The 24318-nt window shown below is 63.7% G+C and carries 31 protein-coding genes; 18 read left to right on the top strand and 13 right to left on the bottom strand.

Translation table 11 applies throughout. The features are described from left to right. Positions 1–74 precede the first annotated feature (74 nt). On the top strand, positions 75–281 hold the full coding sequence (locus tag KIT02_RS12455; protein ID WP_297578156.1) for a DUF1674 domain-containing protein: 207 nt from the start codon (positions 75–77) through the stop codon (positions 279–281). Positions 282–397: 116 nt separating this feature from the next. Here KIT02_RS12455 and KIT02_RS12450 read toward each other — a convergent pair whose 3' ends face one another. The 6 genes from KIT02_RS12450 to ccmA form a co-directional block, all read right to left on the bottom strand. Next, entirely contained in the window at positions 398–532 is a 135-nt protein-coding gene (locus KIT02_RS12450) for a Flp family type IVb pilin (RefSeq protein ID WP_297578154.1), read from the bottom strand. 74 nt (positions 533–606) lie between these two features. Continuing rightward, positions 607–1140, bottom strand: a complete 534-nt coding sequence (locus KIT02_RS12445; protein WP_297578152.1) for a DsbE family thiol:disulfide interchange protein — start codon at positions 1138–1140, stop codon at positions 607–609. Then, on the bottom strand, positions 1140–1286 hold the full coding sequence (ccmD, locus tag KIT02_RS12440; protein ID WP_297578150.1) for a heme exporter protein CcmD: 147 nt from the start codon (positions 1284–1286) through the stop codon (positions 1140–1142). Before ccmD ends, KIT02_RS12445 begins: the two co-directional genes overlap by 1 nt. Continuing rightward, entirely contained in the window at positions 1283–2044 is a 762-nt protein-coding gene (locus KIT02_RS12435; protein WP_297578148.1) for a heme ABC transporter permease, read from the bottom strand. The genes ccmD and KIT02_RS12435 overlap by 4 nt, the downstream gene beginning before the upstream one ends. A 121-nt stretch (positions 2045–2165) precedes the next feature. Next, positions 2166–2831 carry a heme exporter protein CcmB gene (ccmB, locus tag KIT02_RS12430; protein WP_297578147.1) on the bottom strand — a complete coding sequence of 222 codons (666 nt, stop codon included), beginning with the start codon at positions 2829–2831 and terminating at the stop codon, positions 2166–2168. Continuing rightward, positions 2828–3454: a heme ABC exporter ATP-binding protein CcmA gene (gene ccmA, locus KIT02_RS12425; protein WP_297578145.1), complete on the bottom strand. Its 627-nt coding sequence runs from the start codon at positions 3452–3454 to the stop codon at positions 2828–2830. Before ccmA ends, ccmB begins: the two co-directional genes overlap by 4 nt. 153 nt (positions 3455–3607) lie before the next feature. Here ccmA and acnA point away from each other — a divergent pair, with 153 nt between their 5' ends. The 5 genes from acnA (at position 3608) to KIT02_RS12400 (ending at position 9003) form a co-directional block, all read left to right on the top strand. Further along, the gene (gene acnA, locus KIT02_RS12420) at positions 3608–6364 is read left to right on the top strand and encodes an aconitate hydratase AcnA (protein WP_297585273.1); all 2757 of its coding nucleotides are present in this window, start codon (positions 3608–3610) and stop codon (positions 6362–6364) included. A 163-nt stretch (positions 6365–6527) separates the two neighbouring features. Beyond that, positions 6528–7265: a thioredoxin family protein gene (locus KIT02_RS12415; RefSeq protein WP_297578143.1), complete on the top strand. Its 738-nt coding sequence runs from the start codon at positions 6528–6530 to the stop codon at positions 7263–7265. 303 nt (positions 7266–7568) lie between these two features. Further along, the gene (locus KIT02_RS12410) at positions 7569–7919 is read left to right on the top strand and encodes a DUF2794 domain-containing protein (protein WP_297585270.1); all 351 of its coding nucleotides are present in this window, start codon (positions 7569–7571) and stop codon (positions 7917–7919) included. Beyond that, positions 7916–8386, top strand: coding sequence for a GNAT family N-acetyltransferase (locus KIT02_RS12405; RefSeq protein WP_297578141.1), 471 nt, complete (start codon positions 7916–7918; stop codon positions 8384–8386). The genes KIT02_RS12410 and KIT02_RS12405 overlap by 4 nt, the downstream gene beginning before the upstream one ends. Positions 8387–8472: 86 nt before the next feature. Beyond that, the gene (locus KIT02_RS12400) at positions 8473–9003 is read left to right on the top strand and encodes a putative immunity protein (protein WP_297578139.1); all 531 of its coding nucleotides are present in this window, start codon (positions 8473–8475) and stop codon (positions 9001–9003) included. Between the two features lie 29 nt (positions 9004–9032). Here the strand turns inward: KIT02_RS12400 and KIT02_RS12395 are convergent, their stop codons facing one another. From KIT02_RS12395 to KIT02_RS12385, 3 genes are all read right to left on the bottom strand, one after another. Beyond that, the gene (locus KIT02_RS12395; RefSeq protein ID WP_297578137.1) at positions 9033–9521 is read right to left on the bottom strand and encodes an ATP-binding protein; all 489 of its coding nucleotides are present in this window, start codon (positions 9519–9521) and stop codon (positions 9033–9035) included. A gap of 1 nt (position 9522) precedes the next feature. Beyond that, the gene (locus KIT02_RS12390) at positions 9523–10020 is read right to left on the bottom strand and encodes a GNAT family N-acetyltransferase (RefSeq protein ID WP_297578136.1); all 498 of its coding nucleotides are present in this window, start codon (positions 10018–10020) and stop codon (positions 9523–9525) included. Positions 10021–10118: 98 nt separating this feature from the next. Further along, a complete protein-coding gene (locus tag KIT02_RS12385; RefSeq protein ID WP_297578134.1) occupies positions 10119–10844 on the bottom strand; it encodes a Bax inhibitor-1/YccA family protein in 726 nt (241 codons plus the stop codon). Between the two features lie 199 nt (positions 10845–11043). Here KIT02_RS12385 and thpR point away from each other — a divergent pair, with 199 nt between their 5' ends. From thpR to KIT02_RS12360, 5 genes are all read left to right on the top strand, one after another. After that, the gene (gene thpR, locus KIT02_RS12380; RefSeq protein WP_297578132.1) at positions 11044–11583 is read left to right on the top strand and encodes an RNA 2',3'-cyclic phosphodiesterase; all 540 of its coding nucleotides are present in this window, start codon (positions 11044–11046) and stop codon (positions 11581–11583) included. Positions 11584–11794: 211 nt separating this feature from the next. Further along, positions 11795–12316, top strand: a complete 522-nt coding sequence (locus KIT02_RS12375) for an invasion associated locus B family protein (protein WP_297578130.1) — start codon at positions 11795–11797, stop codon at positions 12314–12316. A gap of 85 nt (positions 12317–12401) precedes the next feature. Beyond that, on the top strand, positions 12402–12914 hold the full coding sequence (locus KIT02_RS12370; protein ID WP_297578128.1) for an invasion associated locus B family protein: 513 nt from the start codon (positions 12402–12404) through the stop codon (positions 12912–12914). Positions 12915–13105: 191 nt separating this feature from the next. After that, the gene (gene rlmN, locus KIT02_RS12365; RefSeq protein ID WP_297578126.1) at positions 13106–14314 is read left to right on the top strand and encodes a 23S rRNA (adenine(2503)-C(2))-methyltransferase RlmN; all 1209 of its coding nucleotides are present in this window, start codon (positions 13106–13108) and stop codon (positions 14312–14314) included. Continuing rightward, positions 14314–14733 (top strand): GNAT family N-acetyltransferase, encoded by a 420-nt coding sequence (locus tag KIT02_RS12360; RefSeq protein ID WP_297578124.1) that lies wholly within the window; start codon positions 14314–14316, stop codon positions 14731–14733. The genes rlmN and KIT02_RS12360 overlap by 1 nt, the downstream gene beginning before the upstream one ends. A gap of 19 nt (positions 14734–14752) precedes the next feature. Here KIT02_RS12360 and KIT02_RS12355 read toward each other — a convergent pair whose 3' ends face one another. The 4 genes from KIT02_RS12355 to KIT02_RS12340 form a co-directional block, all read right to left on the bottom strand. Further along, on the bottom strand, positions 14753–15601 hold the full coding sequence (locus tag KIT02_RS12355; RefSeq protein WP_297578122.1) for a 23S rRNA (adenine(2030)-N(6))-methyltransferase RlmJ: 849 nt from the start codon (positions 15599–15601) through the stop codon (positions 14753–14755). A 78-nt stretch (positions 15602–15679) separates the two neighbouring features. Then, entirely contained in the window at positions 15680–16327 is a 648-nt protein-coding gene (locus KIT02_RS12350; protein ID WP_297578121.1) for a LysE family translocator, read from the bottom strand. Positions 16328–16379: 52 nt separating this feature from the next. Continuing rightward, on the bottom strand, positions 16380–16775 hold the full coding sequence (locus KIT02_RS12345; protein WP_297578119.1) for a GFA family protein: 396 nt from the start codon (positions 16773–16775) through the stop codon (positions 16380–16382). 11 nt (positions 16776–16786) lie between these two features. Beyond that, positions 16787–17254, bottom strand: a complete 468-nt coding sequence (locus KIT02_RS12340) for an Lrp/AsnC family transcriptional regulator (RefSeq protein WP_297578118.1) — start codon at positions 17252–17254, stop codon at positions 16787–16789. Positions 17255–17378: 124 nt separating this feature from the next. Between KIT02_RS12340 and KIT02_RS12335 the strand changes: the two genes are divergently transcribed. The 7 genes from KIT02_RS12335 to KIT02_RS12305 all read left to right on the top strand — a co-directional run bounded on the left by KIT02_RS12335 (position 17379) and on the right by KIT02_RS12305 (position 24309). Next, positions 17379–18602, top strand: a complete 1224-nt coding sequence (locus KIT02_RS12335; protein ID WP_297578116.1) for an argininosuccinate synthase — start codon at positions 17379–17381, stop codon at positions 18600–18602. Between the two features lie 94 nt (positions 18603–18696). Then, entirely contained in the window at positions 18697–19284 is a 588-nt protein-coding gene (locus KIT02_RS12330) for a chloramphenicol phosphotransferase (RefSeq protein ID WP_297578114.1), read from the top strand. 69 nt (positions 19285–19353) lie between these two features. Further along, entirely contained in the window at positions 19354–21480 is a 2127-nt protein-coding gene (locus KIT02_RS12325) for an EAL domain-containing protein (RefSeq protein WP_297578112.1), read from the top strand. Positions 21481–21536: 56 nt separating this feature from the next. After that, positions 21537–22145: a sigma factor gene (locus tag KIT02_RS12320; RefSeq protein WP_297578110.1), complete on the top strand. Its 609-nt coding sequence runs from the start codon at positions 21537–21539 to the stop codon at positions 22143–22145. Between the two features lie 27 nt (positions 22146–22172). After that, positions 22173–22556: a VOC family protein gene (locus tag KIT02_RS12315; RefSeq protein WP_297578108.1), complete on the top strand. Its 384-nt coding sequence runs from the start codon at positions 22173–22175 to the stop codon at positions 22554–22556. A gap of 194 nt (positions 22557–22750) precedes the next feature. Continuing rightward, on the top strand, positions 22751–23296 hold the full coding sequence (locus KIT02_RS12310) for a hypothetical protein (RefSeq protein WP_297578107.1): 546 nt from the start codon (positions 22751–22753) through the stop codon (positions 23294–23296). 356 nt (positions 23297–23652) lie between these two features. Further along, positions 23653–24309 carry a ferritin-like domain-containing protein gene (locus KIT02_RS12305; RefSeq protein WP_297578105.1) on the top strand — a complete coding sequence of 219 codons (657 nt, stop codon included), beginning with the start codon at positions 23653–23655 and terminating at the stop codon, positions 24307–24309. Positions 24310–24318: the final 9 nt, after the last annotated feature.

Genomic DNA, 24318 nt, shown 5'->3' with positions numbered 1-24318 from the left:
CCCTTGGGTTGGATGTCTCGACCAACTATGTTGGGTGTCCAAGGGTTCCGCGCAAGCAGGGAAGTGCCAAGACCATGCCAGATGACAGCGAAGCGGTGATGCCAGAGGCCCCCAAGGTCTTGAGCCCCCAGGCCCAGCGGGCACTGGCGGAAGCCGAAGCGCGGCGCGCCGCCATCGACGCCGAAACAGCCATGGCGCCCAAGGAAAAGGGCGGGCGCGGCGGACTGGAGCCGGGGCGTTACGGAGATTGGGAAATCAAGGGTTTGACCAGCGACTTCTAGAGACTTTCTCGTTCTGATTGAATCAGAACGAGAGCTCTAAGTTGTTGAATGGTCACGTTTTCGAACCAGAAAAGTGGATACCACTTTTCTTGAAAACGCTCCAATGCCGTGCCCGGTCAGCTGAGGATGTCGACGATATTATAGCCGGCGGCGGAGACGGCAAAAGTCGTCACCACGGTGATGATCGCCGCGATCAGGCCATATTCGACAAGGCTGATGCCCGCCTCGTCGTTCAGAAATTTCCGCAGCAAATCCAACATCATCCAACTTGGTACGCGATGTGCCCGCACATTGCCAGAGCAAGTCTGAACGCGGTGTGAATAAGTCAGCCTTCCAGACCTGAAATCGCCGGCTTGAGTTCGGATTCGATGGCCTCGGGGCTGAGCGGGCCGACATGCTTATAGACGATCACGCCCGCGGCATTGACGAGAAACGTCTCGGGCACGCCATAGACGCCCCAGTCGATCGAGACCCGGCGGTCACGATCGGCGCCCACCGCGTCATAGGGATTGCCCAGTTCGTCGAGGAAGGCGCGGGCGTTTTCCGGCGCGTCGGAGTGATTGATGCCGAACATGCGGATGCCGGTCTCGGCCTTGAGGCTTTCGAGCAGCGGATGCTCGTCACGGCAGGGGATGCACCAGGAAGCAAAGACATTGACCAGGGTCGGGGTGCCCTCAAGCGTTGCCGTGTCGAAACCGGGTACGCCGAGGCCCTCGACCGGCGCCAGGGCGAATTGGGGGGCAGGGCGGTCAATCAGCACCGAGCGCACCAGGCTCGCGTCGCGATCCATGGAAAAGGCAAAGACGGCCACCAGCGCCACCAGCGCGATCAGCGGCAGGGCAAAGACTGCATATCGCATCAGCTGCGCTTGTCCCCGAGTTCGCTGAGGCGCGCATTGACCCGGCGGCTGGCCAGCACGGTCCAGGCAATCAGCCCGCCGAGGCCGGCAAAGACGCCGGCATAGGCGGCGATGATGAAGCCGGCATGTTCGCCCAGTCCGATCATGCGGGCACCTCGCGCGCGGCCTTGCGCTCGAGCGTCATCACCCTTCGGCGGCGCACCTCGGTGTGCATGGCCACAAGCTGCAGGGTGATGAACAAGAAAGTGAAGGCGAAGAACATCAGAAACAGCGGGGTGAGGAGCGAGCCGGGCATGGTGGGGCCATCGGCTCGGAAGACGCTGGCGGGCTGGTGCAGGGTGCTCCACCAGTCGACCGAGAATTTGATGATCGGCACATTGATCGCCCCGACGAGCGTAAAGACGGCGACGACGCGGGCGGCGCGCAACTGGTCGTCGAAGGCGCGCCAGAGCGCGACAATGCCGAGATAGATGAAGAGCAGGATCAGGGTCGAGGTCATGCGCCCGTCCCATTCCCAGAACGTGCCCCAGGTCGGGCGGCCCCACATGGAGCCGGTGAACAGGGCCATGGCGGTAAAGGCGGCGCCCAGCGGGGCGGCGGCCTTCATCGACACATCGGCCATGGGATGGCGCCAGATCAGCGTGCCCAGCGCCGAGACGGCCATGGTCGCATAGACGAACTGGCTGAGCCAGGCGGTGGGCACATGCACATACATGATGCGCACCGTGTCACCCATCTGGTAGTCGGCGGGGGAATTGAAGAAGGCGTACCAGAGCCCAACGGCAAACAGCAGCGCCGTCAGCCCGGCCAGCGGCCAGACCAGCGGCCGCGTCCAGCGCACGAATTCACCGGGATGGGCCAGCCGGTTCCACCAGCTCATTTTTGGGGTGCTGTCGGTGGTCATGGGGCGCGATCCACGGTGGCTCTCACAGCGTCATCCCCGCGCACGCGGGGACCTTCGTTTTGTCTTGGTCAAACAGGGGTTCCCGCTTGCGCGGGAATGACCTGATGCACGTCCTAGGGCTCTACTCTTCCCCCCAGTCTATCGCAAGCGCGGCGGCAAAGGGAGAGAGGGCGCAGGCCATGAGACTGAGTGCCGCAAGCAGCAGCATGGCGGCCTGGGCCTGGTCCGGCCCGCCCATGGGGGCGATGGCCCCGACCCCGAAGATCAGCACCGGCACGCAGAGCGGGGCGATCAGGATCGGCGCCAAGAGCCCGCCGCGCCGCACCGCCACGGTAACCGCCGCGCCGAAGGTGCCGAAAGCCGCAAGGGCCGGCGTGCCGAGCAGCAGGGACGAAACTGTGCGCCCGAAGGTCTCCATGTCCATGCCGAATATGAGCGCCAGGAAGGGCGAGGCAAGGACGAGGGGCAGGGCGCTGGTCAGCCAATAGACGATCACTTTTGCGGCAATGATGGCCGAGAGCGGCGTATCGGCGAGCCGATAGAGCGCCAGCGTGCCGTCCTCGCGATCGGGGCGCAGCAGGCGGTCGAGGCCCAGCAGCATGGCGAGAAAGGCTGCGATCCACACGACGCCCGGGGCGATGCGGGCGAGAAGGCCCTGGTCCGGGCCGACCGCAAAGGGGGTGATGGCACCGACGATGATGAAGAAGAGGAGAAGGGTCATGATCTCCCCGCCCCCGGCGAGCGCCAGACGCAGGTCGCGCCTTATGGTGCCGGTAAAGCCGGTCATGGCCGCTCTCCCAGCGTCAATACGGAAAAGCCGGCAACCTCAACCGGGTCGTGGCTGGCCAGGATGGCAAGGCCCCCCTGCTGGAGATGGGATGCCAGAAGGTCTGCCAGCAGCGCCTGGCCTTGCGTGTCGAGGGCGGCACCGGGTTCGTCGAGCAGCCAGAGGGGCCGGGGGGAGACCAGGAGGCGCGCCAGCGCCAGCCGCCGTCCCTGTCCGGCCGAGAGATAGCCGGCATCGAGCTTTGCCGCCATGCCGAGCCCGACCCGGTCGAGCGCTGCGTCGATGGCAAGGCCATGGGCGCCATTGATCGCGGCCCAGAAGGTGAGCGTGTCCTTGACGCTGAGGCGCGGACGCACCGCATTGCGGTGGCCGCAATGGTGCAGGGCCGGGCCGTCCTCGGCATCATGCCCGATGAGTTCGATATGCCCGGCCAGCGGGGCCAGCAGGCCGGCAAGGGTCAGGAGCAGGGTGGATTTGCCCACCCCGTTGGCGCCGCGCAGCACCAGGCCCGTTCCCCCCGCCAGATCGAGATCGATATCGCCTGCCAGCACGGTTTCGCCCCGGCCACAGGCAAGGCCATGGGTTTTCAGGCGAATTGGCGGATAGACTTGCCGGTGCGTCATGGCCCCATCTCGTATTGAACCCATGGTCGTACTGGCAAGGGCCTATCCGATTGACTATAAGCCCAAGTGAATTGGAGTCATTCCAGAAAACGCGGCGTTTCCGGCGGCCCCCTATAGTGCCTGGACGCGTCGTATAGCAGCAAAGGGCGGAGCATCGTGACACAGATCGACAGTTTCAAATCCAAGTCCACGCTCAGTGTCGGTGGCAAGACCTACACCTATTATTCCATCGTCGAGGCCGAAAAGAACGGTCTGACGGGCGTTTCCAAACTGCCCAGTTCGATGAAAGTGGTGCTGGAAAACCTGCTGCGCTTTGAAGACAACCGGACGGTCAAGAAGGAAGACATCCAGGCGATTGCCGACTGGCTGGTCAGCCGCACCTCCGAATACGAAATCCAGTACCGCCCGGCCCGCGTCCTCATGCAGGACTTTACCGGCGTTCCGGCCGTGGTTGACCTGGCCGCCATGCGCGATGCCACCGCCAAGCTCGGCGCCAATCCGCAGAAGATCAACCCGCTGGTGCCGGTTGACCTCGTCATCGATCACTCGGTGATGGTCGACAGCTTCGGCACGCCTCTGGCCTTCGAGCAGAATGTCGAACTCGAATATGAGCGCAATGTCGAGCGCTACGAATTCCTGCGCTGGGGCCAGTCGGCCTTCGACAATTTCCGCGTCGTGCCCCCCGGCACCGGCATCTGCCACCAGGTGAACCTCGAATATCTGGCCCAGACCGTCTGGACCAAGACCGAGAACGGGGAAACCGTCGCCTATCCCGATACGCTGGTGGGCACCGACTCGCACACCACCATGGTCAATGGCATGGCCGTGCTTGGCTGGGGCGTGGGCGGCATCGAGGCCGAGGCCGCCATGCTCGGCCAGCCGATTTCCATGCTGATCCCGGAAGTCGTGGGCTTCAAGCTCACCGGCAAGATCAATGAAGGCATCACCGCCACCGACCTCGTGCTGACCGTCACCGAAATGCTGCGCAAGAAGGGCGTGGTCGGCAAGTTCGTCGAGTTCTACGGACCGGGCCTGGATTACCTCAGCCTCGAAGACCAGGCGACCATCGCCAATATGGCACCCGAATACGGCGCCACCTGTGGCTATTTCCCGGTCGATGCCGATACGCTGAAATTCCTCGCCACCACCGGCCGCGATGCCGACCGCGTGGCGCTGGTGGAAGCCTATTCCAAGGCCCAGGGCATGTTCCGCACCTCGGACACGCCCGATCCGGTGTTCACCTCGAGCCTCGAACTTGATCTCTCGACCGTGGTGCCGTCGCTTTCCGGTCCCAAGCGCCCGCAGGATCGCGTGGCGCTCAAGGATGTCACTTCGGCCTTTGCCGCCGCCCTGCCGGAATTGTCCGGTGGCCGCATCGAGCGTGCCGCCAACCCCGACAGCAAGGGCGAAAGCCGCTTTGTCGATGAAGGCGCCACCGGTGTCGACGACATTCCTGAAGAAGCCGCTTTCCCGGTCAAGGGTGCCGACTACGGTATCAATGACGGCTCGGTGGTGATCGCGGCGATCACCTCCTGCACCAATACGTCCAACCCTTCAGTGCTGGTCGCGGCCGGTCTCGTCGCCCGCAAGGCGCGTGCGCTCGGCCTTGACTCCAAGCCCTGGGTCAAGACCTCGCTGGCCCCCGGCTCGCAGGTGGTCACCGACTATCTCACCGCCGCAGGCCTGCAGGACGATCTCGATGCCATCGGCTTCAATCTCGTCGGCTATGGCTGCACCACCTGTATCGGCAATTCCGGCCCGCTGCCGCAGGCCATTTCCGATTGCATCAACGAGAACAAGCTGGTCGCCGCTTCGGTGCTGTCGGGCAACCGCAATTTTGAAGGCCGCGTGAACCCGGATGTGCGGGCGAACTATCTCGCGTCCCCGCCGCTGGTCGTCGCCTATGCGCTGCTCGGCACGCTCAATGTCGATATCACCACCCAGCCCATCGGCACGGGCAAGGATGGCAAGCCGGTCTATCTCAAGGACATCTGGCCGACCAATCACGAAGTCGCCGAGATCGTGCGCAAGCACGTCACCGCCGAGATGTTCCGCTCGCGCTATTCGGACGTGTTCAAGGGCGACAAGCACTGGCAGTCCATTGCTGTGGAAGGCGGAGAAACCTATGGCTGGAACGGGTCCTCGACCTATGTCCAGAACCCGCCCTATTTCGAAGACCTCACCATGGAACCCAAGCCGGTGACCGATGTGGTTTCGGCCCGGGTGCTTGCGCTGTTCCTCGACTCGATCACCACCGACCACATTTCCCCGGCCGGTTCGTTCAAGCCGACCACGCCCGCCGGCAAGTATCTCACCGAACGCCAGGTGGCCCCCAAGGATTTCAACTCCTACGGCGCCCGCCGCGGCAATCACGAGGTGATGATGCGCGGCACCTTCGCCAATATCCGCATCAAGAACATGATGCTCGATGGCGTCGAAGGCGGCTTCACCAAGGGTCCGTCGGGCGAGCAGATGCCGATCTATGATGCGGCCATGGCCTATCAGCAGAAGGGCACGCCGCTGGTGATCTTCGCCGGCAAGGAATACGGCACCGGCTCTTCCCGAGACTGGGCCGCCAAGGGCACGAACCTGCTCGGCATCAAGGCCGTGATCGCCCAGAGCTTCGAGCGTATCCACCGCTCCAACCTGGTCGGCATGGGCGTCATTCCGCTGCAGTTCAAGGACGGCGAGAGCTGGCAGAGCCTGGGCCTCGATGGCACCGAAACCGTCGACATCGCCGGGGTCGAGAGCATCGAACCGCGCGCCAATGTCACGGTCAAGATCACCCGCGCCAATGGCGATGTGCTCAATGTCGAAACCCGCTGCCGCATCGATACGGCCAACGAGCTCGACTATTTCAAGAATGGCGGCATCCTGCACTATGTGCTGCGGAGCCTGGTGGCCGCGTAAGCGCCCCAACTGCAAAGAACAGGCAATGGCGGTCCTTCGGGGCCGCCATTTTCATTGGAACGCTGCCCGGCCTGTTGCAGATCGGACGCGGGGCAGGCCGTTCGCCCGGTTTCACCCTCTTTTGACTAGGCATGGCAATCGCGCCCGGACTACAACCTTGCCCATGCTCAGACCCGCCCTTTCACGCCTTGTTGCCACCTGCCTGTTGACCGCCTGCCTTGCCGCAAGTGCGGGGGCCCAGGATTCGGCTGGCGGCACCAGGGCGGTGGTCGAACTCTTTACCAGCCAGGGATGCTCGTCCTGTCCGCCCGCCGATGCGCTGCTGACCGACCTGGCCGAGCGGAGCGACGTGGTGGCGCTCGCCTATCACGTGGACTATTGGGACTATATCGGCTGGGAAGACACGTTTGGCGCCAAGGGCTTTTCGGACCGCCAGCGCGACTATGCCAAGAGCTGGGGCTCCTCGCGCATCTTCACCCCGCAAATGGTCATCAACGGCGCCAAGGGCGTTGTCGGCTCCAAGCGCAACCTGGTGCAGTCGGAAGTCGCCAATGCGCATCTGCCCGTCGCCGTGGCGGTGACGCGCAAGGACGATGTGCTCACCGTCGCCGTGCCGGGCCTTGAGGGCCAGGGCAATGCCACGGTGTGGCTCGTGACCTATATCGACCAGGCCCATGTCGCCATCGAGCGCGGCGAGAATGCCGGCAAGACCATGGTCTATACCCATGTGGTGACCGGGCGGCAGTTGCTGGGCGCCTGGGAGGCCGAAGAGGGGGCCAGTTTCAAGCTGCCGCTGCAGCAGGTGCTGTCGCAGCCCGGGTCGGGGCTCGCCATTCTCGTGCAGCAGGACCGCCAGAACCTTCCGGGCACCATTATCGGCGCCGCCGCCTACGAACCCTGAACGCGTGGACAAAGAAAAAGCCCGCTCCTGGGGGGAGGAGCGGGCTGACTGACTATGTCAACTCAGTATTGGGGGCGGCCGGCCCGGACATCGTGGTTTGGGGGCTCGGTCAGTCCGGAGCCGGCCACTGGAGGCAATGGTTGAACAGTGCCGGGTCAATGGGGCGCTGTGAGGGACAAATCGTGGCCGAATTTGGGTTTTTCTCGCCCCTTGCCATCCCCGGCAAATGCGCCGATCATGACAGCGAAATGACGAGGAGTTGAGGGCCGCGTGCCAGGGCCGTCGGATGACAACCGGGCTAACCTGTCGCTGGTGCATGTGGGCGAACCCGCTGCGCAGCCCAAAGGACCCGTGCAGCCGGTTGTGGCCTTCGATCGTCGCGAGCTCATGCAGATCCTGTCCGTCTATGGCCGCAAGGTCGGCCAGGGCGAGTGGCGCGACTATGCCATGGACTTCCTCAAGGATAGGGCGCTGTTCTCCATCTATGCCCGCGTCTCGGAACGCCCGCTCTTCGTGGTCGAGAAAAACCCCAAGCTGCGCAACCGCCAGGGCCAGTTCATGGTGACCAACCAGCAGGGGCGGGTGCTCAAGCGCGGGCACGACCTGGCCCAGGTGCTGCGCGTGCTCGATCCGGACCTGATGGTGGTGGGGTGAGCCTTCTCATTCGCCGGGCGGAGCCCGCCGATGTCCCGGCCATGAGTGCCGTCCTCATCGCCGCCATAACCGAGTTGTGCGCCGCCGATCATGGCAGTGATCCCGAAAAGCTGGCCGCCTGGACCCGCAACAAGAGCATGGAGGGCGTTGCCGCCATGCTGGCCAATACCGATCTCATCATGCTGGTGGCGGAGCGGGCCGGGTCGGTGGTTGCCGTGGGCGCGGCCACGAGGTCGGGCGATATCGCACTCAACTATGTGGCACCCCGGGCCCGGTTTACCGGCGTCAGCAAGGCGCTTCTGGCGCAGCTGGAATCCGAACTTGCGGGGCTGGGCCTTGGCGAGGCGCGCCTCGAATCGACCGCGACGGCGCGGCAATTCTATGCCGATCACGGCTGGATCGCCGATGGCCCGCAGGCCGTGGGCCGCAAGGTCAATGGTTTTCCCATGCGCAAGCGGCTCAACTAGAGCACGCACTGGCACAGATGTCCGTCGGCTGGCATAGTCCGCGCCCGAATTGGGGCGGGGCGATCGTGGCTACCGGAGTTGGGACTTTGGCTTTATCCATCCAGACACTTCCCGAAGACGAGCGTCGCAAGGTTGCCGACTGGGCCGCCAGCTGTGCCGAGCGCGTGCTGGGCCTGTTCGAGGCCGAAAAGCCCGGCGATGATCGTCCGCGCCAGGCGATTGCCCGCGCCCGTGCCTATGCAAAAGGCGAGCTCGACACCGCCGGGGAAATCCGGCGGCGTTTTGGTGGCGGCAGCACCAGGCGCGACGCCTCGCCCGCCGCGCTGGCGGCCGCCCGGTCCGCCGGCCAGGCCTCTGCCGTCTGTCATATGGGCGCCCATGCGTTGGGCGCCGCCGCCTATGCGGTAAAGGCCGCCGGCCTTGCGGCCCCCGATGCGCCCGACCGGGAAGAGACCGAGATCGCCTGGCAGGTCGCGCAGCTGACGCCCGCGGCGCGCGCCGCGCTGCGCACCCTGCCGCCGATCGGGCAGGACCGCTCCGGACCGCTTGGGCCGGGCCTTCTGGCTTCGGGCCGGATGGGGCAGATCATTGCCCGCTTGCAGGCGGCCATCGGCTGACCCTGCCACCGGTGGCGCAATCCGGGCGGTCAGTGCTGGCCGGAGGCCTCGGGGCCGAAGCGGCCGGCCAGTTCACCGGCATCGGGCGCCTCGAACAGGGCTGCCCATTGCCGCAGATTGGCGACAGGAATGGCAAAGTGCTGCCCATCCAGCGCATTGCGCGCGATAACCCGCCGCTCCAGCTCGTCCAGAGGCACCGGGTCATAGTCGATCCGGCATTGCGCACCCAGTGCCTTGGCGCGCGCGGCAAAGCCGGCACGCTCCTGCCGCGACCAGAAGCCGAAATCGAGGATGACATCCTGGCCATGGGCCAGCATATGGGCCGCAATCTCCCACATGATCGCCTCGACCTCATTGTGGCGGCGATCATGGTCGGGATGATGCATGTCATCGTCGAACAGGCGCGTCTGCCACTCATCTGGGGTGAGGCGCAGGGCGCCGCTCGCTGCGGCCAGGGCCCTGGCCCTCGTCGTCTTGCCCGAGCCGGGCAGGCCGACCATGAGGGTGAGCAGGGCCACCTCAGAGCGCTTTTTGCAGGTGCACGATATCGTGCCAGCGGTCGAACTTGTAGCCGACCGCCGAATAGTAGCCGACGCGGCTGAAGCCGAACTTTTCGTGAATGGCGATCGAATTGGCGGTGTCGGCGGTGATCACTGCCAGCATCTGCTTGAAGCCGAAGGCCTTCGATTGCGCCAGAAGCTCGGTGAGCAAAAGCCGCCCCAGGCCACGCCCGGTTTCGGTGGGGTCGAGATAGATCGAGTCCTCTGCCGTGAACCGGTAGGCGGCGCGCGGACGATAGAAGCTGGCATAGGCATAGCCCGCGACCTTACCGTCCCGTTCGGCGACGATCAGCGGGTGCCCGAGCTTCCTAAGGCCCGCATATTTTTCGGCAATGGCTTCCTCGCCCGGAGGCTCGGTATCGAAGGTGATGGCGGTGTTCTCGACATAGTGCCGGTAGATGGCGGTGATGGCGGGAACGTCGGACCAGGCAAAGGGGCGGAGCAGGGTATCGGACATGGCTCGGGCGCAAAGAAAAAGACCGCAACCCTTTTAGGCTGCGGCCTTTGTTTGCGTCCAACCAAAATGCTTGATCGGATCATCAAGCCTTTCGTTGACTACTCGCGATTGCCGAACAGGCGCAGGAGCATCATGAACAGGTTGATGAAGTCGAGGTAGAGGCTGAGCGCGCCCATGATGGCGTTCTTGGCCAGGACATCGGCGCCATAGCTTTCCGAATAGCTTTCCTTGATCTTCTGGGTGTCATAGGCGGTGAGACCGGTGAAGATCAGCACGCCGAGGACCGAGATGGCGAAGTCCAGCATGGACGAGGCCATGAAGATGTTCACGATCGAGGCGATGATGATGCCGATGAGGCCCATCATCAGGAAGTTGCCCATGCCGGTCAGGTCACGCTTGGTGGTGTAGCCGTAAAGGCTCATCGCGCCGAAGGTGGCGGCGGTGATGAAGAACACCTTGGCGATCGAGGCGCCGGTATAGACCAGAAAGATCGAGCTCAGCGACAGGCCCATGACGGCGGCAAAGGCCCAGAACACGGCCTGTGCGGCGGGTACGGAGAGCTTACCGATGCCGAAGCTCAGCACCAGCACGAAGGCCAGCGGCGACAGCATGATGACAAAGGCGAGCGGGCTGCCATAGAGCAGTTCGGCATTGGCCTGGCTCGACATGGCCCACTGGCTGGTGAACCAGGCCACCAGGCCCGTCACGACCAGGCCGAGGCCCATATAGTTGTAAACACGCAGCATGTAGCTGCGCAGGCCCTCATCGATGGCCAAGGCCGAGCCGGCCCGCGCATTGAGGGTCTGACGGTCATATTCAGCCATTCTAGGTTTCCTTTCCCAACTAGAAGCGTGCGGTCATGAACCGCCGGGGGCAATTGGCTTTGCCACTTGGCGACGAATATGGGGATGGAACCCTTGATTGACAAGGACAATCGGACCGGTGCGACACCGCGGACTGGCCGGATGACCCGTTTGTGTTTACCGTGGGTGCCGAATCGCCGATCGCCAGGGAGGCTCATCCATGCCCAGGCTCTTTACCGGCCTCGAAATACCGGCCGCTACAGCATTTTCTCTCTCGCTCAAGCGCGGCGGGCTGATGGGGGCTCGCTGGATCGATCCGGACAATTATCACATCACCCTGCGCTTCATCGGCGATGTCGACGGGCAGACCGCCGATGAGGTGGCCGACAGTCTCGACCGGCTCTCCAATTCGCTGCGCTTTGCCATCCGGCTCACCCATCTTGGCACCTTTGGCGGCGACAAGCCGCGGGCCCTGTTTGCCGGGGTCGAGCCGTCCGAGGCGCTGAGCCGGTTGCAATCGGCCCATGAACGGGTGCTGCAGCGTGCGGGCCTGCCGCCGGAAGGCCGCAAGTTCGTGCCCCATGTCACGCTGGCCCGGCTGCGCGGGGCACCGGCCGCCGATGTCGCCCGCTTCATTGCCGAGGCCGGGCGGTTCGAGCCGCTCGACTTCGTGCCGGCCCGTTTCGTTCTGTTTTCCAGCCGGGATTCGGTGGGCGGCGGCCCCTATGTGGTCGAACAGAGCTATCCGCTGGCGGCCTAGCCTCACACCATTGTTAACCCGCACATAACCCTTCGATGACAATCGGGGCCTCCGATGCAGGCCAATGCCGCATTGCCGCCGCGATTGGCTTTCATTTGAGGCAAATACTCACATTCGGGGGTGAGTTTGACACCTTGGTAACCATGTTCGAGGCAAACTGGACGGGCAGCGAGTTTCTCGAACGGCAGCAAGACAAGAGGATGAATTGGCGATGACGATGAAAACCGGCAGCCTGGCAATTGGGCTCGCGGTCGCCTCGATCATGGCTCTGGCGCCGGCCGCACAGGCCCAGCAGGCGACGGAGCTGGGAACTTTCAATGCCTGGTCGGCCTACCAGGCCAGCGACCAGAGCGGGGAGATCTGCTTCATTATCTCCGAGCCGCAGAAAAGCGAGCCGGCCGGGGCCAATCGCGATCCGATCAAGTTCCTGATCGTGCATCGCAAGGGCCTGGGCAGCAAGAACGAGGCCCAGACCCATATCGGTTATCCGTTCAACAGCACCGACGCCAAGGCCAGCGCCACCATCGATGGCAAGGCCTATACCATGGCCGCCCAGGGCTCGACCGCCTGGCTTGCCTCGACCGCCGATGAGCCCGGTTTCGTCACCGCGCTCAAGGCCGGCAGCCAGATGGTGGTGCGCGGTACCAGCCAGCGCGGCACCAATACGGTGGATACCTATTCGCTGTCCGGCGCCACGGCGGCGATGAACGCCATCGATGCGGCCTGCCAGTAAAGGCTTGCCCCCCAAGGCCGAAAGGCCATAACTGGGCGCCGGGCCCGCTGCCCGTCGCCCTTTGTCCTTTTGAAGAGCCGACCTGATGACCGTTCGTACCACTGCCCGTTTCGCTCTTGCTCTGGTTCTGGCCACCGCGGCCGGACTGCCGGCCCTGGCCCAGTCGGCCCGGGTCCTGGGGGATTTTCGCGATTGGTCGAGTTACGCCGCCGATGACGGTTCGGGCACGATCTGCTTTGCCATGAGCCGCCCCAAGAGCACCGAGCCGACCCCGGCCGGGCTGGGCGATGCCTATCTCTATGTCACCAACCGTCCGGGCGAAGACGTCATCAACGAGTTCAACCTCGTTTCCGGCTACACGTTCCAGACCGGCTCGATGGCCACGGTCAATATCGGCGGGCAGACCTTTGCGCTGTTCACCCAGGGCGATGCGGCCTGGCTCGACGATGCGGCGCAGGCGGCTGGCCTCGCCTCGGCCATTCGCGCCGGCTCGACCCTGACCATTTCCGGCACTGCTGCCGATGGCACCACCGTGGTCCAGAGCTTTTCGCTGTCCGGCGCCACCGCCGCCCAGCAGGCCACCGGCGCCGAATGCTGATTTTCCTCTAAGCCGTCCCTAAACATGGTGTCTTCGCGGGAATGACCTGGAGAAGGGTAGGGCGCGGTGTTTTGCGCCGTCCCTGCGCCCCTCGCAACCCGGCCTCCCGCGCGCGTGACTTTGAGTTTTGCGCCGCGTCATGCTAAAGGCGCGCAACTTCCTGCATTCCCAACGCCCCCGGTGTGCCTGCCATGAGCCACGCGCTGAACCTCGACCATTCGACTGCCATCCGTCCGGCGGTCGCTTCGCGTCCCTCGCTGATCGGTCTGTCCAAGGCCGGCCTTGCCGAGGCGCTGGTGGGCCATGAGGTGGTGGCGGAGAAGGAAGGCCGGATGCGGGCCAGCCAGTTGTGGAACTGGCTCTATGTCAACGGCGTCACCGATTTCGACCGTATGACCAATGTGGCCAAGCCCGTCCGCCAGAAGCTCAGCGAAACCTTCAATCTCGACCGGCCGGAAATCGTCACCGAACAGGTGTCGGTCGATGGCACGCGCAAGTGGCTGTTCCGCTTCCGCGATCCGCAGAACCCCAACCTGCCGCCGGTCGAGGTGGAAACCGTCTATATTCCCGAAAGCGATCGCGGCACGCTGTGTGTCTCCTCGCAGGTGGGCTGCACGCTGACCTGCTCGTTCTGCCATACCGGCACGCAGAAGCTGGTGCGCAATCTCACCGCCGGTGAAATCCTGGGCCAGATCCTGATGGCCCGCGAGCGTCTGGGTGATTTTCCGGGCGGTTCGCGCCCCGATGACGGGGGTCTGGTGCCCGGCGGGGAAACCCGCGCCATCACCAATATCGTGATGATGGGCATGGGCGAGCCGCTCTACAATTACGAGAACGTCAAGCAGGCCCTGCTCATCGCTTCGGCCGGCGACGGCATGTCGATTTCCAAGCGCCGCATCACGCTCTCGACCTCCGGTGTCGTGCCCTATATCGAGCCGACCGGCCGCGAGATCGACGTCATGCTGGCCATTTCGCTGCATGCAGTGCGCGACGACCTGCGCGACGTCCTGGTGCCGATCAACAAGAAGTGGCCGCTCAAGGACCTGCTCGAGGCCTGCCGCAATTATCCCGGCCTCTCCAATGCCCGCCGCATCACCTTCGAATATGTGATGCTCGATGGCATCAATGACAGCGATGCCGAGGCGCGCGAACTGGTGCGGTTGCTCGCCGGCATTCCCGCCAAGATCAACCTCATCCCGTTCAATCCCTGGCCGGGCGCCAATTACGGCACCTCGCCTTCTGCCCGCATCGAGCGCTTTGCCGATATCGTCAACCGCGCCGGCTATGCCTCCCCCGTCCGCACCCCGCGCGGCCGCGATATCTTTGCCGCCTGCGGGCAGCTCAAGAGCGAAAGCGAACGCCTGGCCAAGAAGGACCGGGACGCGCTGTTGGCGCTGTGATGACCATCGTCTGCAAGCGCCTTGGCCCTGAAGATGCCGCCATCCTGGGCAATGTCGCCGAAGACGTCTTCGACGAACCTATCCATCCGCAGCGTGTTGCCGCCTACCTGGCCGAGCCCGGCCATCTCATGGTGGTGGCGCTCGATGGCGACCTGGTCGTCGGCCAATGCGCCGGCGTCGTGCATCGCCACCCGGACAAGCCCGATGAGCTCTATGTCGACGAGGTGGGGACGGCGACCAGTCATTTGCGCCAGGGGATCGGCCGCGCGATGATGGCGGAACTCTTCGCCTGGGGGCGCGAGATCGGTTGCGTCGATGCCTGGCTGGGCACGGAACTGGACAATGCGGCGGCCAATGATTTCTACCGCGCGCTTGGCGGGGATGACGACAAGATCATGTATTACGAGTTCAAGCTTTAGGCCCGGCCGCGTCTGGTAACTACTCCCCGGCCACCCAGTCCACGCTCCATTTCCCGCGCCCCTCTTCGGCCAGCAGCTCCGCCAGCACCGGCAGCAGGACCCGCATTTCCTCTTCCAGCACAAAGGGCGGATTGACCACGATCATGCCGGTGCCATGCAGGCGCGGTGGTGTCGAGGGCGCGCGAATGGTCATCTCGATCCGCAGGATTTTGGGAATGCCCGTGGCCTTGAGCGCCTTGAGGAAGCGGCCCACTTCGTCCGGCTCCTTGATCGGATACCAATAGGCATAGATGCCGCCGGGCCAGCGCTGGTGGCCCTGCACCAGGCTTTTGACCATGCGATCGAACTCGCCCTTTTCCTCGAAGGGCGGATCGATGAGGACAAGTCCGCGCTTTTCCTTGGGTGGCAGGTGGGTGCCGAAAATCTTCCAGGCATCGAGCGCGGTGATGCGGGTCTGGAAATCGCCGGCAAAGTTCTCCTTGAGACGGTCCGCATCCATGGGATGCAGCTCAAACCCCATCAGCCGGTCCTGGCTGCGCAGCATATGCCGGGTGATGAAGGGCGAGCCGGGATAGTAGCGCAGGGCACCGTCCGGATTCTGCGCCAGAACCGCGTCGCGGTAGGGGGCGAACAGATCTTCCGCAACGCCCGGAAGTTTTACGTGAATCAGCCTTCCGATACCGTCCTGCCATTCGCCGGTCCTCTCCGCCTGGTCGCCGAAAAGGTCATAGAGGCCGAGCCCCGCATGGGTGTCGATGACCCTGAAGGCTGCCTGCTTGCGCATGAGATAGGCGAGGATGCGGGTGAGGATGACGTGCTTGACCACATCGGCAAAATTGCCGGCATGGAAGGTGTGGCGATAGTTCATCGCGACCCGCCGGGGCCAATCGCGCCTGTGGCGCTATTTGAGCGATGAACGCCCTGAGCCATGCGAAGGGCCATGAGCTTACTTCCTTCCCTCGGCGAGCAGGATGGTCGCCGCGAAGGCCATGAACACGGCGGCAAAGCTCCAGTTCAGCGCCTTGCCGACCCAGACATTCTCTTTGAGCGTGCGCGTCAGCCATTCGGCAAAGAGCACGATGGCGACGACGATAGGCAGCGACACCAGGACGAATTCGAAGCCGAGGAACATCAGCTTGCCGGCGGCAGCCGGATCGGATGCAGAGACGAACTGGGGCAGAAAGGTCACGAAGAAGAGGGCGACCTTGGGATTGGTGAGATTGATGCCGAGCCCGGACAGATAGGACTGGCGCCAGCTCGGCTGCCGGCCGGCGGCGCGGGTGATGAGGATGCCGCCGCCATCGCGGATGGCCTGGATGGCGAGCCAGACCAGATAGAGCGCGCCCACGATCTTGAGCGCCCAGAAGGCGGCGGGGGCCGTGACGATCAGCACCGAAATGCCGAAAGCCACCAGCGTCGTGTGCACAGCAATGCCGGTAATGGCGCCGAGCACAGTGGCAAAGCCATGGCTGCGCCCCCAGTTCATGGTGCGCGAAATGAACAGGGCCATATCCGGCCCCGGTGTGATCGCAAGCACGAAAGCGGCCAGCGCGAAACCAGCAATGACGGGCAGATCGGGGATGAAGGCGGGCATGGCTTGGCTCCGGAGATAGTGTTCCGGTCATAACGCGCCCGCGCCTGTCGTGCTAGCTCTCGTGACGGGTGCCGCCTGGGCGGTTGCGGTCGTAGCGGCGTGTGCCGGCAAATTCGGGCAGAAAGGCCTCGCGCCGTTCGGTCCAGAGTTCGTAGGTTGGCCTGAACGTATCCGGCGCGTCGAAACTGCCCAGATTGACCTCGATCTCGTCATCGGAGCGCGAAAAGACTGAGCTGCCGCAATGGGGGCAGAAGCAGCGCCCCTCATAGTTCTTGGTTGTGCCCGAAATGGTCACCGCCGCCTCGGGAAAGATGGCCGAGGCGTGAAACAGGGCGCCGTGATGCTTGCGGCAATCGAGGCAATGACAGATGCCGACGCGATAGGGCGCGCCGTGGGTGACGAAGCGGACCCTGCCGCAGAGGCATCCGCCGGCTCGGGGCTGCTGCATCGGGTCCTGGCTCATGGCAATGGCAGTTCAAAACTGCGCTTGATGGTCTCCATGGGCACGTCGGTCTTGACGGACTGCACCGATGGGATGCGCATGAGGTGGTCGGACTGGAAGCGCCAATAGGCGTGCAGGTCGGTGGTGACGATGCGCAGCAGCGCGTCGCATTCCCCGGTGGTGAGGTAACATTCGACCACCTCGGGATATTTGCGCATGGTTTCGGCAAACTGGTTGGTGGTCTCGGCGTGCTGGGTCTTGAACCAGATGCGCGCAAAGACCGTCAGACCCAGCCCCAGAAGCGGTCCGTTGAGGACGGCCGCATATTGATCGATGATGCCTTTTTCCTCGAGCAGCTTGACCCGGCGCAGGCAGGGCGAGGGCGACAGGCCCACCGCATTGGCGAGCTCGACATTGGACATGCGGGCATTGCGCTGCAATGCTCTGAGGATACGGCGGTCGATGGCGTCGAGTATTTCTGGCATCTTGCGTCACGAACGAATTCATTTTTGGCACAATCTGCCAAAATATCTCCATTTCATGCGATGATTGCAAGTTTATTGCGTGATCTCTGGCCTATCCTGGCGCCATCATCATTGGGATATCACCATGGCAAACGACATCAAGAAAATCGTGCTGGCCTATTCGGGGGGTCTGGACACCTCCATCATGCTGAAATGGCTGCAGGAGCACTACCAGGCTGAGATCGTCACCTTCACCGCCGATCTGGGGCAGGGCGAGGAGCTCGAACCGGCCCGCAAGAAGGCCGAGATGTTCGGCATCAAGGACATCCGCATTGTCGATCTGCGCGAGGAATTCGTGCGCGATTTCGTGTTTCCGATGTTCCGCGCCAATGCCCTTTATGAAGGTCAGTACCTGCTCGGCACCTCCATCGCCCGGCCGGTGATTTCCAAGCATCTGGTCGAGATCGCCCGCGAAACCGGCGCCGATGCCATCGCCCATGGCGCTACCGGCAAGGGCAATGACCAGGTGCGGTTCGAATTGACCGCCAATGCCCTGATGCCCGGCCTCAAGGTCATCGCTCCCTGGCGCGAATGGGACCTGCGCAGCCGCACGGCGCTGCTTTCCTATGCCGAAAAGAACCAGATCCCGATCGCCAAGGACAAGCGCGGCGAAGCGCCGTTCTCGGTCGATGCCAATCTGCTGCATACCTCCTCTGAAGGCATGGTGCTTGAAGACCCGGCCGTGCCCTTCCCCGATTACGTGCCCCAGCGCACCGTCGATCCGGAAAAGGCCCCCGACAGCCCCGAAATCATCACCATCGCCTTCGAGAAGGGCGATGCGGTGGCCATCAATGGCGAAAAGCTGAGCCCGGCGGCGCTGCTGACCCGGCTCAACGAATTGGGGGGCAAGCACGGCGTGGGCCGGCTGGACCTGGTCGAGAACCGGTTTGTCGGCATGAAATCGCGCGGGCTCTACGAGACGCCGGGCGGCACCATCCTGCTCGCAGCCCATCGCGGCATCGAATCGATCACGCTCGATCGCGGCGAGGCCCATCTCAAGGATGAGATCATGCCCAAATATGCCGAGCTGATCTATAACGGCTTCTGGTATTCGCCCGAGCGGGAAATGCTGCAGGCGCTGATCGACAAGTCGCAGACCTATGTCACCGGCGAAGTGACGGTAAAGCTCTACAAGGGTTCGGCCAATGTCATCGCCCGCACCTCGCCCCATAGCCTCTATTCGATGGACCTCGTGACCTTCGAGGAAGGCGCCGTGGCCTATGACCATCACGATGCCGAAGGCTTCATCCGCCTCAATGGCCTCCGCCTCAAGACCTGGGCGGCGCGCAATTCCAAGTCGGCTTCCTAACCAATCAGTGCCGGCCGTCTCTTGCGTTGATGGGGGAATGGGGTGAGAACCACCCCATTCCCCTTTTCTTGTGCCAACTCACCGGAGGCAGGGCATGGCTGGCCGCATCGTCATCCTCAACGGCGCCCCGCGCTCGGGAAAATCGAGCCTGGCCAAGGCCGTGCAGGCCGAAGTGCCGGGGCGCTGGGTCAATTGGGGTGTCGATGCCTTCAACGCCACACTGCCGGAAACCCTGTTTCCCGGCATTGGCCTCCGCCCTGGCGGGGAGCGGCCCGATCTCGAGCCGACGGTCAAAAGCCTCTTCGCAGTCTATGCGTCAACGCTGGTGGCGCTCGCTGCGGCCGGTTTCGACGTGGTGGCTGATCTGGGCCTTCATCGTCACTATGCTTCCCCCTTCGATCCGGGCGCGCTTCTGGACGACGCGATCGGGGGTCTGACAGTCCTGCGCGTGGGCGTCGACTGCGATCTCGACACCATCATGGCGCGGCGCAATGCCGATCCGGGGAGCATTTATGCCAAGGGCGACGAGGCCCCGCCGCCGGTGCTGTTGTGGCAGAGCGCCGTGCATGACAACCGCCCCTACGATCTCCGCCTCGACATGGGCCACCTGACACCCTCCGCCGGGGCCGCAAAAATCGCCGCCCGGATGGGGGAACCGGCGCATCTCGGTGCTTCCATTTAATCGGGCGTTAAGCGGGCATCCTTAACCTCCCGCCAGCGTCGCGAAATGAGCAAGCCAGCTGGGGGTTCGATGCAGTCGAAAGACGCGGGCGATCTAGGACAGGTCGCCGAGACATTGCTGCTGGATGCGGCACTCGAGAACATTCCCTACGGTTTCTGCGTGTGGTCCCCGCAGTTCCGCCTGTTGATGTGGAACAAGAACTACCGCGATTTCTATGGCTTTTCGCGCGATGCCATCCATCGCGGCATGACGCTTGAAGACGTCGTGCATCTCTCGCACCGGCTGGGCAACCATCCGGGCCAGCGCGCCGATGCCTTTTACGAACACTATTCGAGCGAGCTCTTGTCCAATCGCAGCGGCGCGCGCGCCAAGAGCCAGGAAATTGTGTCGGGCGGGCGCATCATCGAGACCGCGCATGTCTATTCCCCGCAATTGGGCTGGGTCGTGACCCATGAGGACATTACCGACGAGATCGCGCGGTCCGAAAGCCAGCAGAAGCGCAAGCTCGAGCTCGAACGGCAGAACATCCGGCTCGATGCGGCGGTCAACAATATCTCGATTGGCCTGTGCATGATGGATGCCATGGGGCGCCTGGTCATCTGCAACGAGCCCTATGCCCGCATCTACAACCTGCCCATGGCCCTGCTCAAGCCCGGCACCCAGCTCGAGGACATTCTCGCGCATCTGTTCGACATGGGCATGAGCGGCGGCGGCACCAGGGAAGAGTATATCACCTGGCGGCGCGAGCTGATCGCGCGGCGCGAATATGGCAAGAATGTCCACGAGCTCAATGGCCGCACCATCATGATGCAGCACCATCCGATGAAGGATGGCGGCTGGGTCTCGACCCATGAGGACATTACCGAGCAGCGCCAGGCCGAAGCGCGCATCCAGCATCTGGCGCGCCATGATGCCCTGACCGATCTGCCCAACCGCATCGAGTTTCTCGAGACCATGGCCAAGACCGAGGCGGCGTTCCAGCGCGGCGAAATGGCGGCGGTGCTCTATATCGACCTCGACCACTTCAAGGCGGTCAACGACACGCTGGGCCATGCGGTGGGCGACGAGGTGATCAAGCAGGCCGCGGTGCGGCTCTGGGGCACGACGCGCGAAACCGATCTTCTGGCGCGCCTGGGCGGCGACGAGTTTGCCCTGCTGCTGCGCCCGATCGACAGCGTCGATGCGGCGGCGCGGGTCGCCGACCGCATTGTCCGGGCCATGCGGGCGCCGATGAATATCGGTGGCCAGCAGGTCGAGATCGGCGCGTCAGTCGGCATTGCCGTGGGCCCGGGCGATGGCATCACCACAGACCAATTGGTCAAGAATGCCGATCTGGCGCTCTACAAGGCCAAGAGCGAAGGCCGGTCCAATTATCATTTCTTCGAAGCCGGCATGGATGCTGACTTGCAGCAACGCCGCTCCATCGAGGCCGGCCTGCGCCTGGCCATGCAGCGCAACGAATTGCGCCTCATGTATCAGCCGTTGCTGGGGCTCAAGGAAAACCGGGTCACCTGCGTAGAGGCGCTGCTGCGCTGGGATCATGACGACCGCACCATTTCCCCGGTCGAGTTCATTCCGGTCGCCGAGGAGACCGGGCTCATCGTGCCCATCGGCGAATGGGTGCTGCACGAGGCCTGCCGCGTCGCTGCCGGCTGGCCCGAGGATGTGCGCATCGCGGTCAACCTGTCGCCGGTGCAGTTCCGCAGCAAGGACCTCGTGGCCCAGGTGCGGGCGGCCCTCTCCGATGCGCGTCTCGATCCCAAACGGCTCGAACTTGAAATCACCGAAAGCCTGTTGCTCACCGATAGCGAGGCCACCATCCGGGCCCTGCATGATCTGCGGGCCATGGGCGTGCGCATCTCCATGGATGATTTCGGCACCGGCTATTCTTCACTCAGCTATCTGCGCAGCTTCCCCTTCGACAAGATCAAGATCGACCGCAGCTTCATGCGCGACCTGACGGCCCGCGCTGACAGCCAGGCCATCATCCGCGCGGTAATCGGGCTGGGGCAGTCCCTGGGCATGATGACCACGGCCGAAGGCGTCGAAACCGAAGAGCAATTGGCCATGGTGCGCGCCGAGGGCGTTTCGGAAGTACAGGGGTTCCTGTTCTCGCCGCCCCTGCCGCCGGGGTCCATCGGCGGCTTGCTGCATTCCGGCGCCGCCAGGGCCCAGGTGCGCAAGAAGGCCTCCTGAGGAAGCCTCTGTTTCAGGCTCTTGCCGCGCACGCACCGGCCTGACAAGCTCGGGCCATGCGCAATCCGTCCTATGCCCAATTGGTCGCAATTGCCCGTCGCGAGGCCGGCTCTGCCCAGGCCGAGGACGTGGTGCAGGACGCCCTGATCATTGCCGTCGAGGCCGGCCGGTTTGATCTGGGCGCGCCGGAGACCATGGCCTGGCTCCGGGGTGTGGTGCGCAACCGGGCCCGCATGGTCCGGCGCTCGGCCCGGCGGCGGCAGGCGCGCGAGGGGCGCTGGCACAGCGCAGAGGGCGGAACAGCTCCGGGGGCCATGTACAGCGACACGCCGATCAATACCGTGCTCGATGGATTGTCGCCGGCTCTCAAGGCCCTGGCGGCGCTGGTGCTGACCGGGCATAGCCGGGCCGAGATCGCCTATCTTCTCAACCTGCCCGACACCGCCCTGCGCCAGCGCATTGCCGCGCTCAAGCGGCACTTCGTCGCCAGGGGCATGGCGGCGCCCGAGGATCTTGTCGGGCTCAATCTCGACCTGGCATATGGCCGTATCCGCGATGCGCTGTTGCCGGCGCTGATGCGGCATGAGGGCCTGTTCGCCAGCCATGACCCCGATGGCCATCTTTTTGTTGTCCGCCGCTCACAAAAGCCGGAACCGCGGCAATAGGCCTATGTCAGTATCATGGAGGGCTCGATGAGCTTCAAAGCCAAAACCGCCAGCATTGTCTATTACGTCGCCGACATCGCCCGTACCGAGGCCTTCTATCGCGATACGATGGGGCTCGCACTCGAGCGCATGGAGGGAGCCGAGCCCTATTGGCTGCAGGCGCACCTCGACAGCGGACTCGACCTCATCTTTTTCGAGATGGATGGGGTGCGCGGCACGACGCCGGCGGTGATCTTCGAGGTGGACGAGGGCGGCATTGACGACATCGTCGCCGATCTCGCCGCCAAAGGGGTCACCATCGTCACCCCGGTCTCGGAGGCGCCGGGCGGCTGGAGCGCCGATTTTCTGGACCCGGATGGCTTTGGCCTCGGCCTGTGGCAATCGGAAAGCCTGCCGCGATCGCTGAAATAGGGCCCCGTCGTGGAGTGGATTGGCCTGGAGACGGTTCAACATCGTCTCCGGGACTATTGTTGCAGGATCGCCACGCACATACAGTATTTGTAAATATTGTTGCCTTGAGCCCAAAAAGACTTTGTGGCGGCATTGTGCCGGGGCCGCAAATCGGCCAATGTCCGGGCATCGTCATTTATGTTTTGGGGCTATTCATGACTATTCGTTCTCTTGTGCTGGGCGCCACCTCGGTTGCGCTGCTCTCGACCACCTCGGCTTTCGCCGCCGACCTCATCATCCCGACCACGCCGCAGCCGATCTATGAATCGGCCGGTTTCTCCTGGGACGGCTTCTATGCCGGTGGCCAGTTCGGCGGCCAGTTCTACCCGGGCCTGACCTACGGCCTGGTTGGCGTGCATGCCGGTATCAACTTCATCGTTGCCGACCCGATCCTGCTCGGCGTCGAAGGCACCGCTGAATACATCTTCGGTTCGGGCGGCAATTTCGGCGAGTTCTTCGTCAATGCCCGTCTCGGCGCCGTGGTGACCGACAGCGTGCTGATCTACGGCCTGGCCGGTACCGGTGTTGAAGTCAACAGCGTCGGCACCACCTTCGGCACCTACCAGCTCGGTGGTGGCGTTGAGTTCGCCGTGACCGATTCCGTGTCGGTCCGTGGCCAGCTCGTCGGCGTCGGCTTCTACAACGACCCGGACTTCTTCGATGGCGTCAAGGCCACCGTGGGCATCAGCTACCACTTCTGATCTGCGACTTTGTTGCGGGAGTCGGGAGCTGGGGGCACTCACCACTCTGTGACGCTCGTCAACGCGGGGTGACCAGGCAACCGTAGTCAAACTGATGCCCGGTCCTCCAGGGGGCGGTATCCTTCACCGGATGCCGCCCTTTTCGTTTGTGCAGGCTGCTCTGCCGGGCCGCAGAATAGCCAACATCGCTCCTGCGCGCGCCGCGCGCATACGGCCCTGCCGGTGATAAGTTCCCACCGCACACCGGATTTTGATCCGGTCAAAAACCGAAACTCTCCGCGCCCGGGGCCGTAGCTGATGGCAAGCGTCAGTTCCGAAACCCCGCAGCCTTCGCGCTGCATAGCGGAGTTTTATTCATGACCACTCAACACGATCCTTCCCGCCGCCGCCTCCTGAAATGGGGCGGAGCGGGTGCCACCCTCGTCGTTTCTGGCGCCGTCCTGCCCAATTTCGGCATCACCGCCGCCCTCGCCGCCGATCTGGGCGAAGGCGATATCGGCGTGCTCAACTATGCCTATGCGCTCGAACAGCTCGAGGCCGCTTTCTACACCCAGGTCATCGACACGCCCTATGCGGGCATGAGCGATGAGGAAACCGCGCTTCTGACCGATATTCGTGATCACGAGGTCGATCACCGCGACTTCCTCAAGGAAGCCCTGGGCGAAGGCGCCATCCCCGCGCTCGAGGTCGATTTCTCGGCCGTCGATTTCACCAGCCGCGACAGCGTGCTGAACACGGCCAAGACCTTCGAAGATCTGGGCGTGTCGGCCTATAACGGCGCCGGCAAGCTGATCGAGAACGTCGATTACCTGGCCGAAGCGGGCCGTATCGTCTCGGTCGAAGCCCGTCACGCCGCTGCCATCCGCGATCTCTTGCAGATGAATTCGGTGGCCTTTGCCGGTCCCGACGTGGTCGACGGCAACGGGCTCGATGTGGCCCGCGATCCTGCCGAGGTTCTGGCCGCGGCCGATCCGTTCATCACCTCCGACGTCACCGCCAATTCGCTGGTTTGAGGAGAAGAT

Origin of the sequence: Devosia sp., assembly GCF_025809055.1 — a bacterium.
Lineage (GTDB): Bacteria > Pseudomonadota > Alphaproteobacteria > Rhizobiales > Devosiaceae > Devosia.
Note: the sequence above shows the minus strand (reverse complement) of the source record. Positions and strands in the feature narration are given on the sequence as shown.

What these genes read in the sequence shown, in the direction of transcription:
- KIT02_RS12345 (WP_297578119.1), bottom strand. Translation starts at nt 16,775, where the DNA reads ATGCAGCAGCCCCGAGCCGGCGGATGCCTCTGCGGCAGGGTCCGCTTC.
- rlmN (WP_297578126.1), top strand. Translation starts at nt 13,106, where the DNA reads ATGAGCCACGCGCTGAACCTCGACCATTCGACTGCCATCCGTCCGGCG.
- ccmA (WP_297578145.1), bottom strand. Translation starts at nt 3,454, where the DNA reads ATGACGCACCGGCAAGTCTATCCGCCAATTCGCCTGAAAACCCATGGC.
- KIT02_RS12370 (WP_297578128.1), top strand. Translation starts at nt 12,402, where the DNA reads ATGACCGTTCGTACCACTGCCCGTTTCGCTCTTGCTCTGGTTCTGGCC.
- KIT02_RS12415 (WP_297578143.1), top strand. Translation starts at nt 6,528, where the DNA reads ATGCTCAGACCCGCCCTTTCACGCCTTGTTGCCACCTGCCTGTTGACC.
- KIT02_RS12320 (WP_297578110.1), top strand. Translation starts at nt 21,537, where the DNA reads ATGCGCAATCCGTCCTATGCCCAATTGGTCGCAATTGCCCGTCGCGAG.
- KIT02_RS12340 (WP_297578118.1), bottom strand. Translation starts at nt 17,254, where the DNA reads ATGCCAGAAATACTCGACGCCATCGACCGCCGTATCCTCAGAGCATTG.
- KIT02_RS12375 (WP_297578130.1), top strand. Translation starts at nt 11,795, where the DNA reads ATGACGATGAAAACCGGCAGCCTGGCAATTGGGCTCGCGGTCGCCTCG.
- KIT02_RS12435 (WP_297578148.1), bottom strand. Translation starts at nt 2,044, where the DNA reads ATGACCACCGACAGCACCCCAAAAATGAGCTGGTGGAACCGGCTGGCC.
- KIT02_RS12330 (WP_297578114.1), top strand. Translation starts at nt 18,697, where the DNA reads ATGGCTGGCCGCATCGTCATCCTCAACGGCGCCCCGCGCTCGGGAAAA.
- KIT02_RS12335 (WP_297578116.1), top strand. Translation starts at nt 17,379, where the DNA reads ATGGCAAACGACATCAAGAAAATCGTGCTGGCCTATTCGGGGGGTCTG.
- KIT02_RS12350 (WP_297578121.1), bottom strand. Translation starts at nt 16,327, where the DNA reads ATGCCCGCCTTCATCCCCGATCTGCCCGTCATTGCTGGTTTCGCGCTG.
- KIT02_RS12355 (WP_297578122.1), bottom strand. Translation starts at nt 15,601, where the DNA reads ATGAACTATCGCCACACCTTCCATGCCGGCAATTTTGCCGATGTGGTC.
- KIT02_RS12455 (WP_297578156.1), top strand. Translation starts at nt 75, where the DNA reads ATGCCAGATGACAGCGAAGCGGTGATGCCAGAGGCCCCCAAGGTCTTG.
- KIT02_RS12325 (WP_297578112.1), top strand. Translation starts at nt 19,354, where the DNA reads ATGCAGTCGAAAGACGCGGGCGATCTAGGACAGGTCGCCGAGACATTG.
- KIT02_RS12385 (WP_297578134.1), bottom strand. Translation starts at nt 10,844, where the DNA reads ATGGCTGAATATGACCGTCAGACCCTCAATGCGCGGGCCGGCTCGGCC.
- KIT02_RS12305 (WP_297578105.1), top strand. Translation starts at nt 23,653, where the DNA reads ATGACCACTCAACACGATCCTTCCCGCCGCCGCCTCCTGAAATGGGGC.
- KIT02_RS12445 (WP_297578152.1), bottom strand. Translation starts at nt 1,140, where the DNA reads ATGCGATATGCAGTCTTTGCCCTGCCGCTGATCGCGCTGGTGGCGCTG.
- KIT02_RS12310 (WP_297578107.1), top strand. Translation starts at nt 22,751, where the DNA reads ATGACTATTCGTTCTCTTGTGCTGGGCGCCACCTCGGTTGCGCTGCTC.
- ccmD (WP_297578150.1), bottom strand. Translation starts at nt 1,286, where the DNA reads ATGATCGGACTGGGCGAACATGCCGGCTTCATCATCGCCGCCTATGCC.
- ccmB (WP_297578147.1), bottom strand. Translation starts at nt 2,831, where the DNA reads ATGACCGGCTTTACCGGCACCATAAGGCGCGACCTGCGTCTGGCGCTC.
- thpR (WP_297578132.1), top strand. Translation starts at nt 11,044, where the DNA reads ATGCCCAGGCTCTTTACCGGCCTCGAAATACCGGCCGCTACAGCATTT.
- KIT02_RS12360 (WP_297578124.1), top strand. Translation starts at nt 14,314, where the DNA reads ATGACCATCGTCTGCAAGCGCCTTGGCCCTGAAGATGCCGCCATCCTG.
- KIT02_RS12315 (WP_297578108.1), top strand. Translation starts at nt 22,173, where the DNA reads ATGAGCTTCAAAGCCAAAACCGCCAGCATTGTCTATTACGTCGCCGAC.
- KIT02_RS12390 (WP_297578136.1), bottom strand. Translation starts at nt 10,020, where the DNA reads ATGTCCGATACCCTGCTCCGCCCCTTTGCCTGGTCCGACGTTCCCGCC.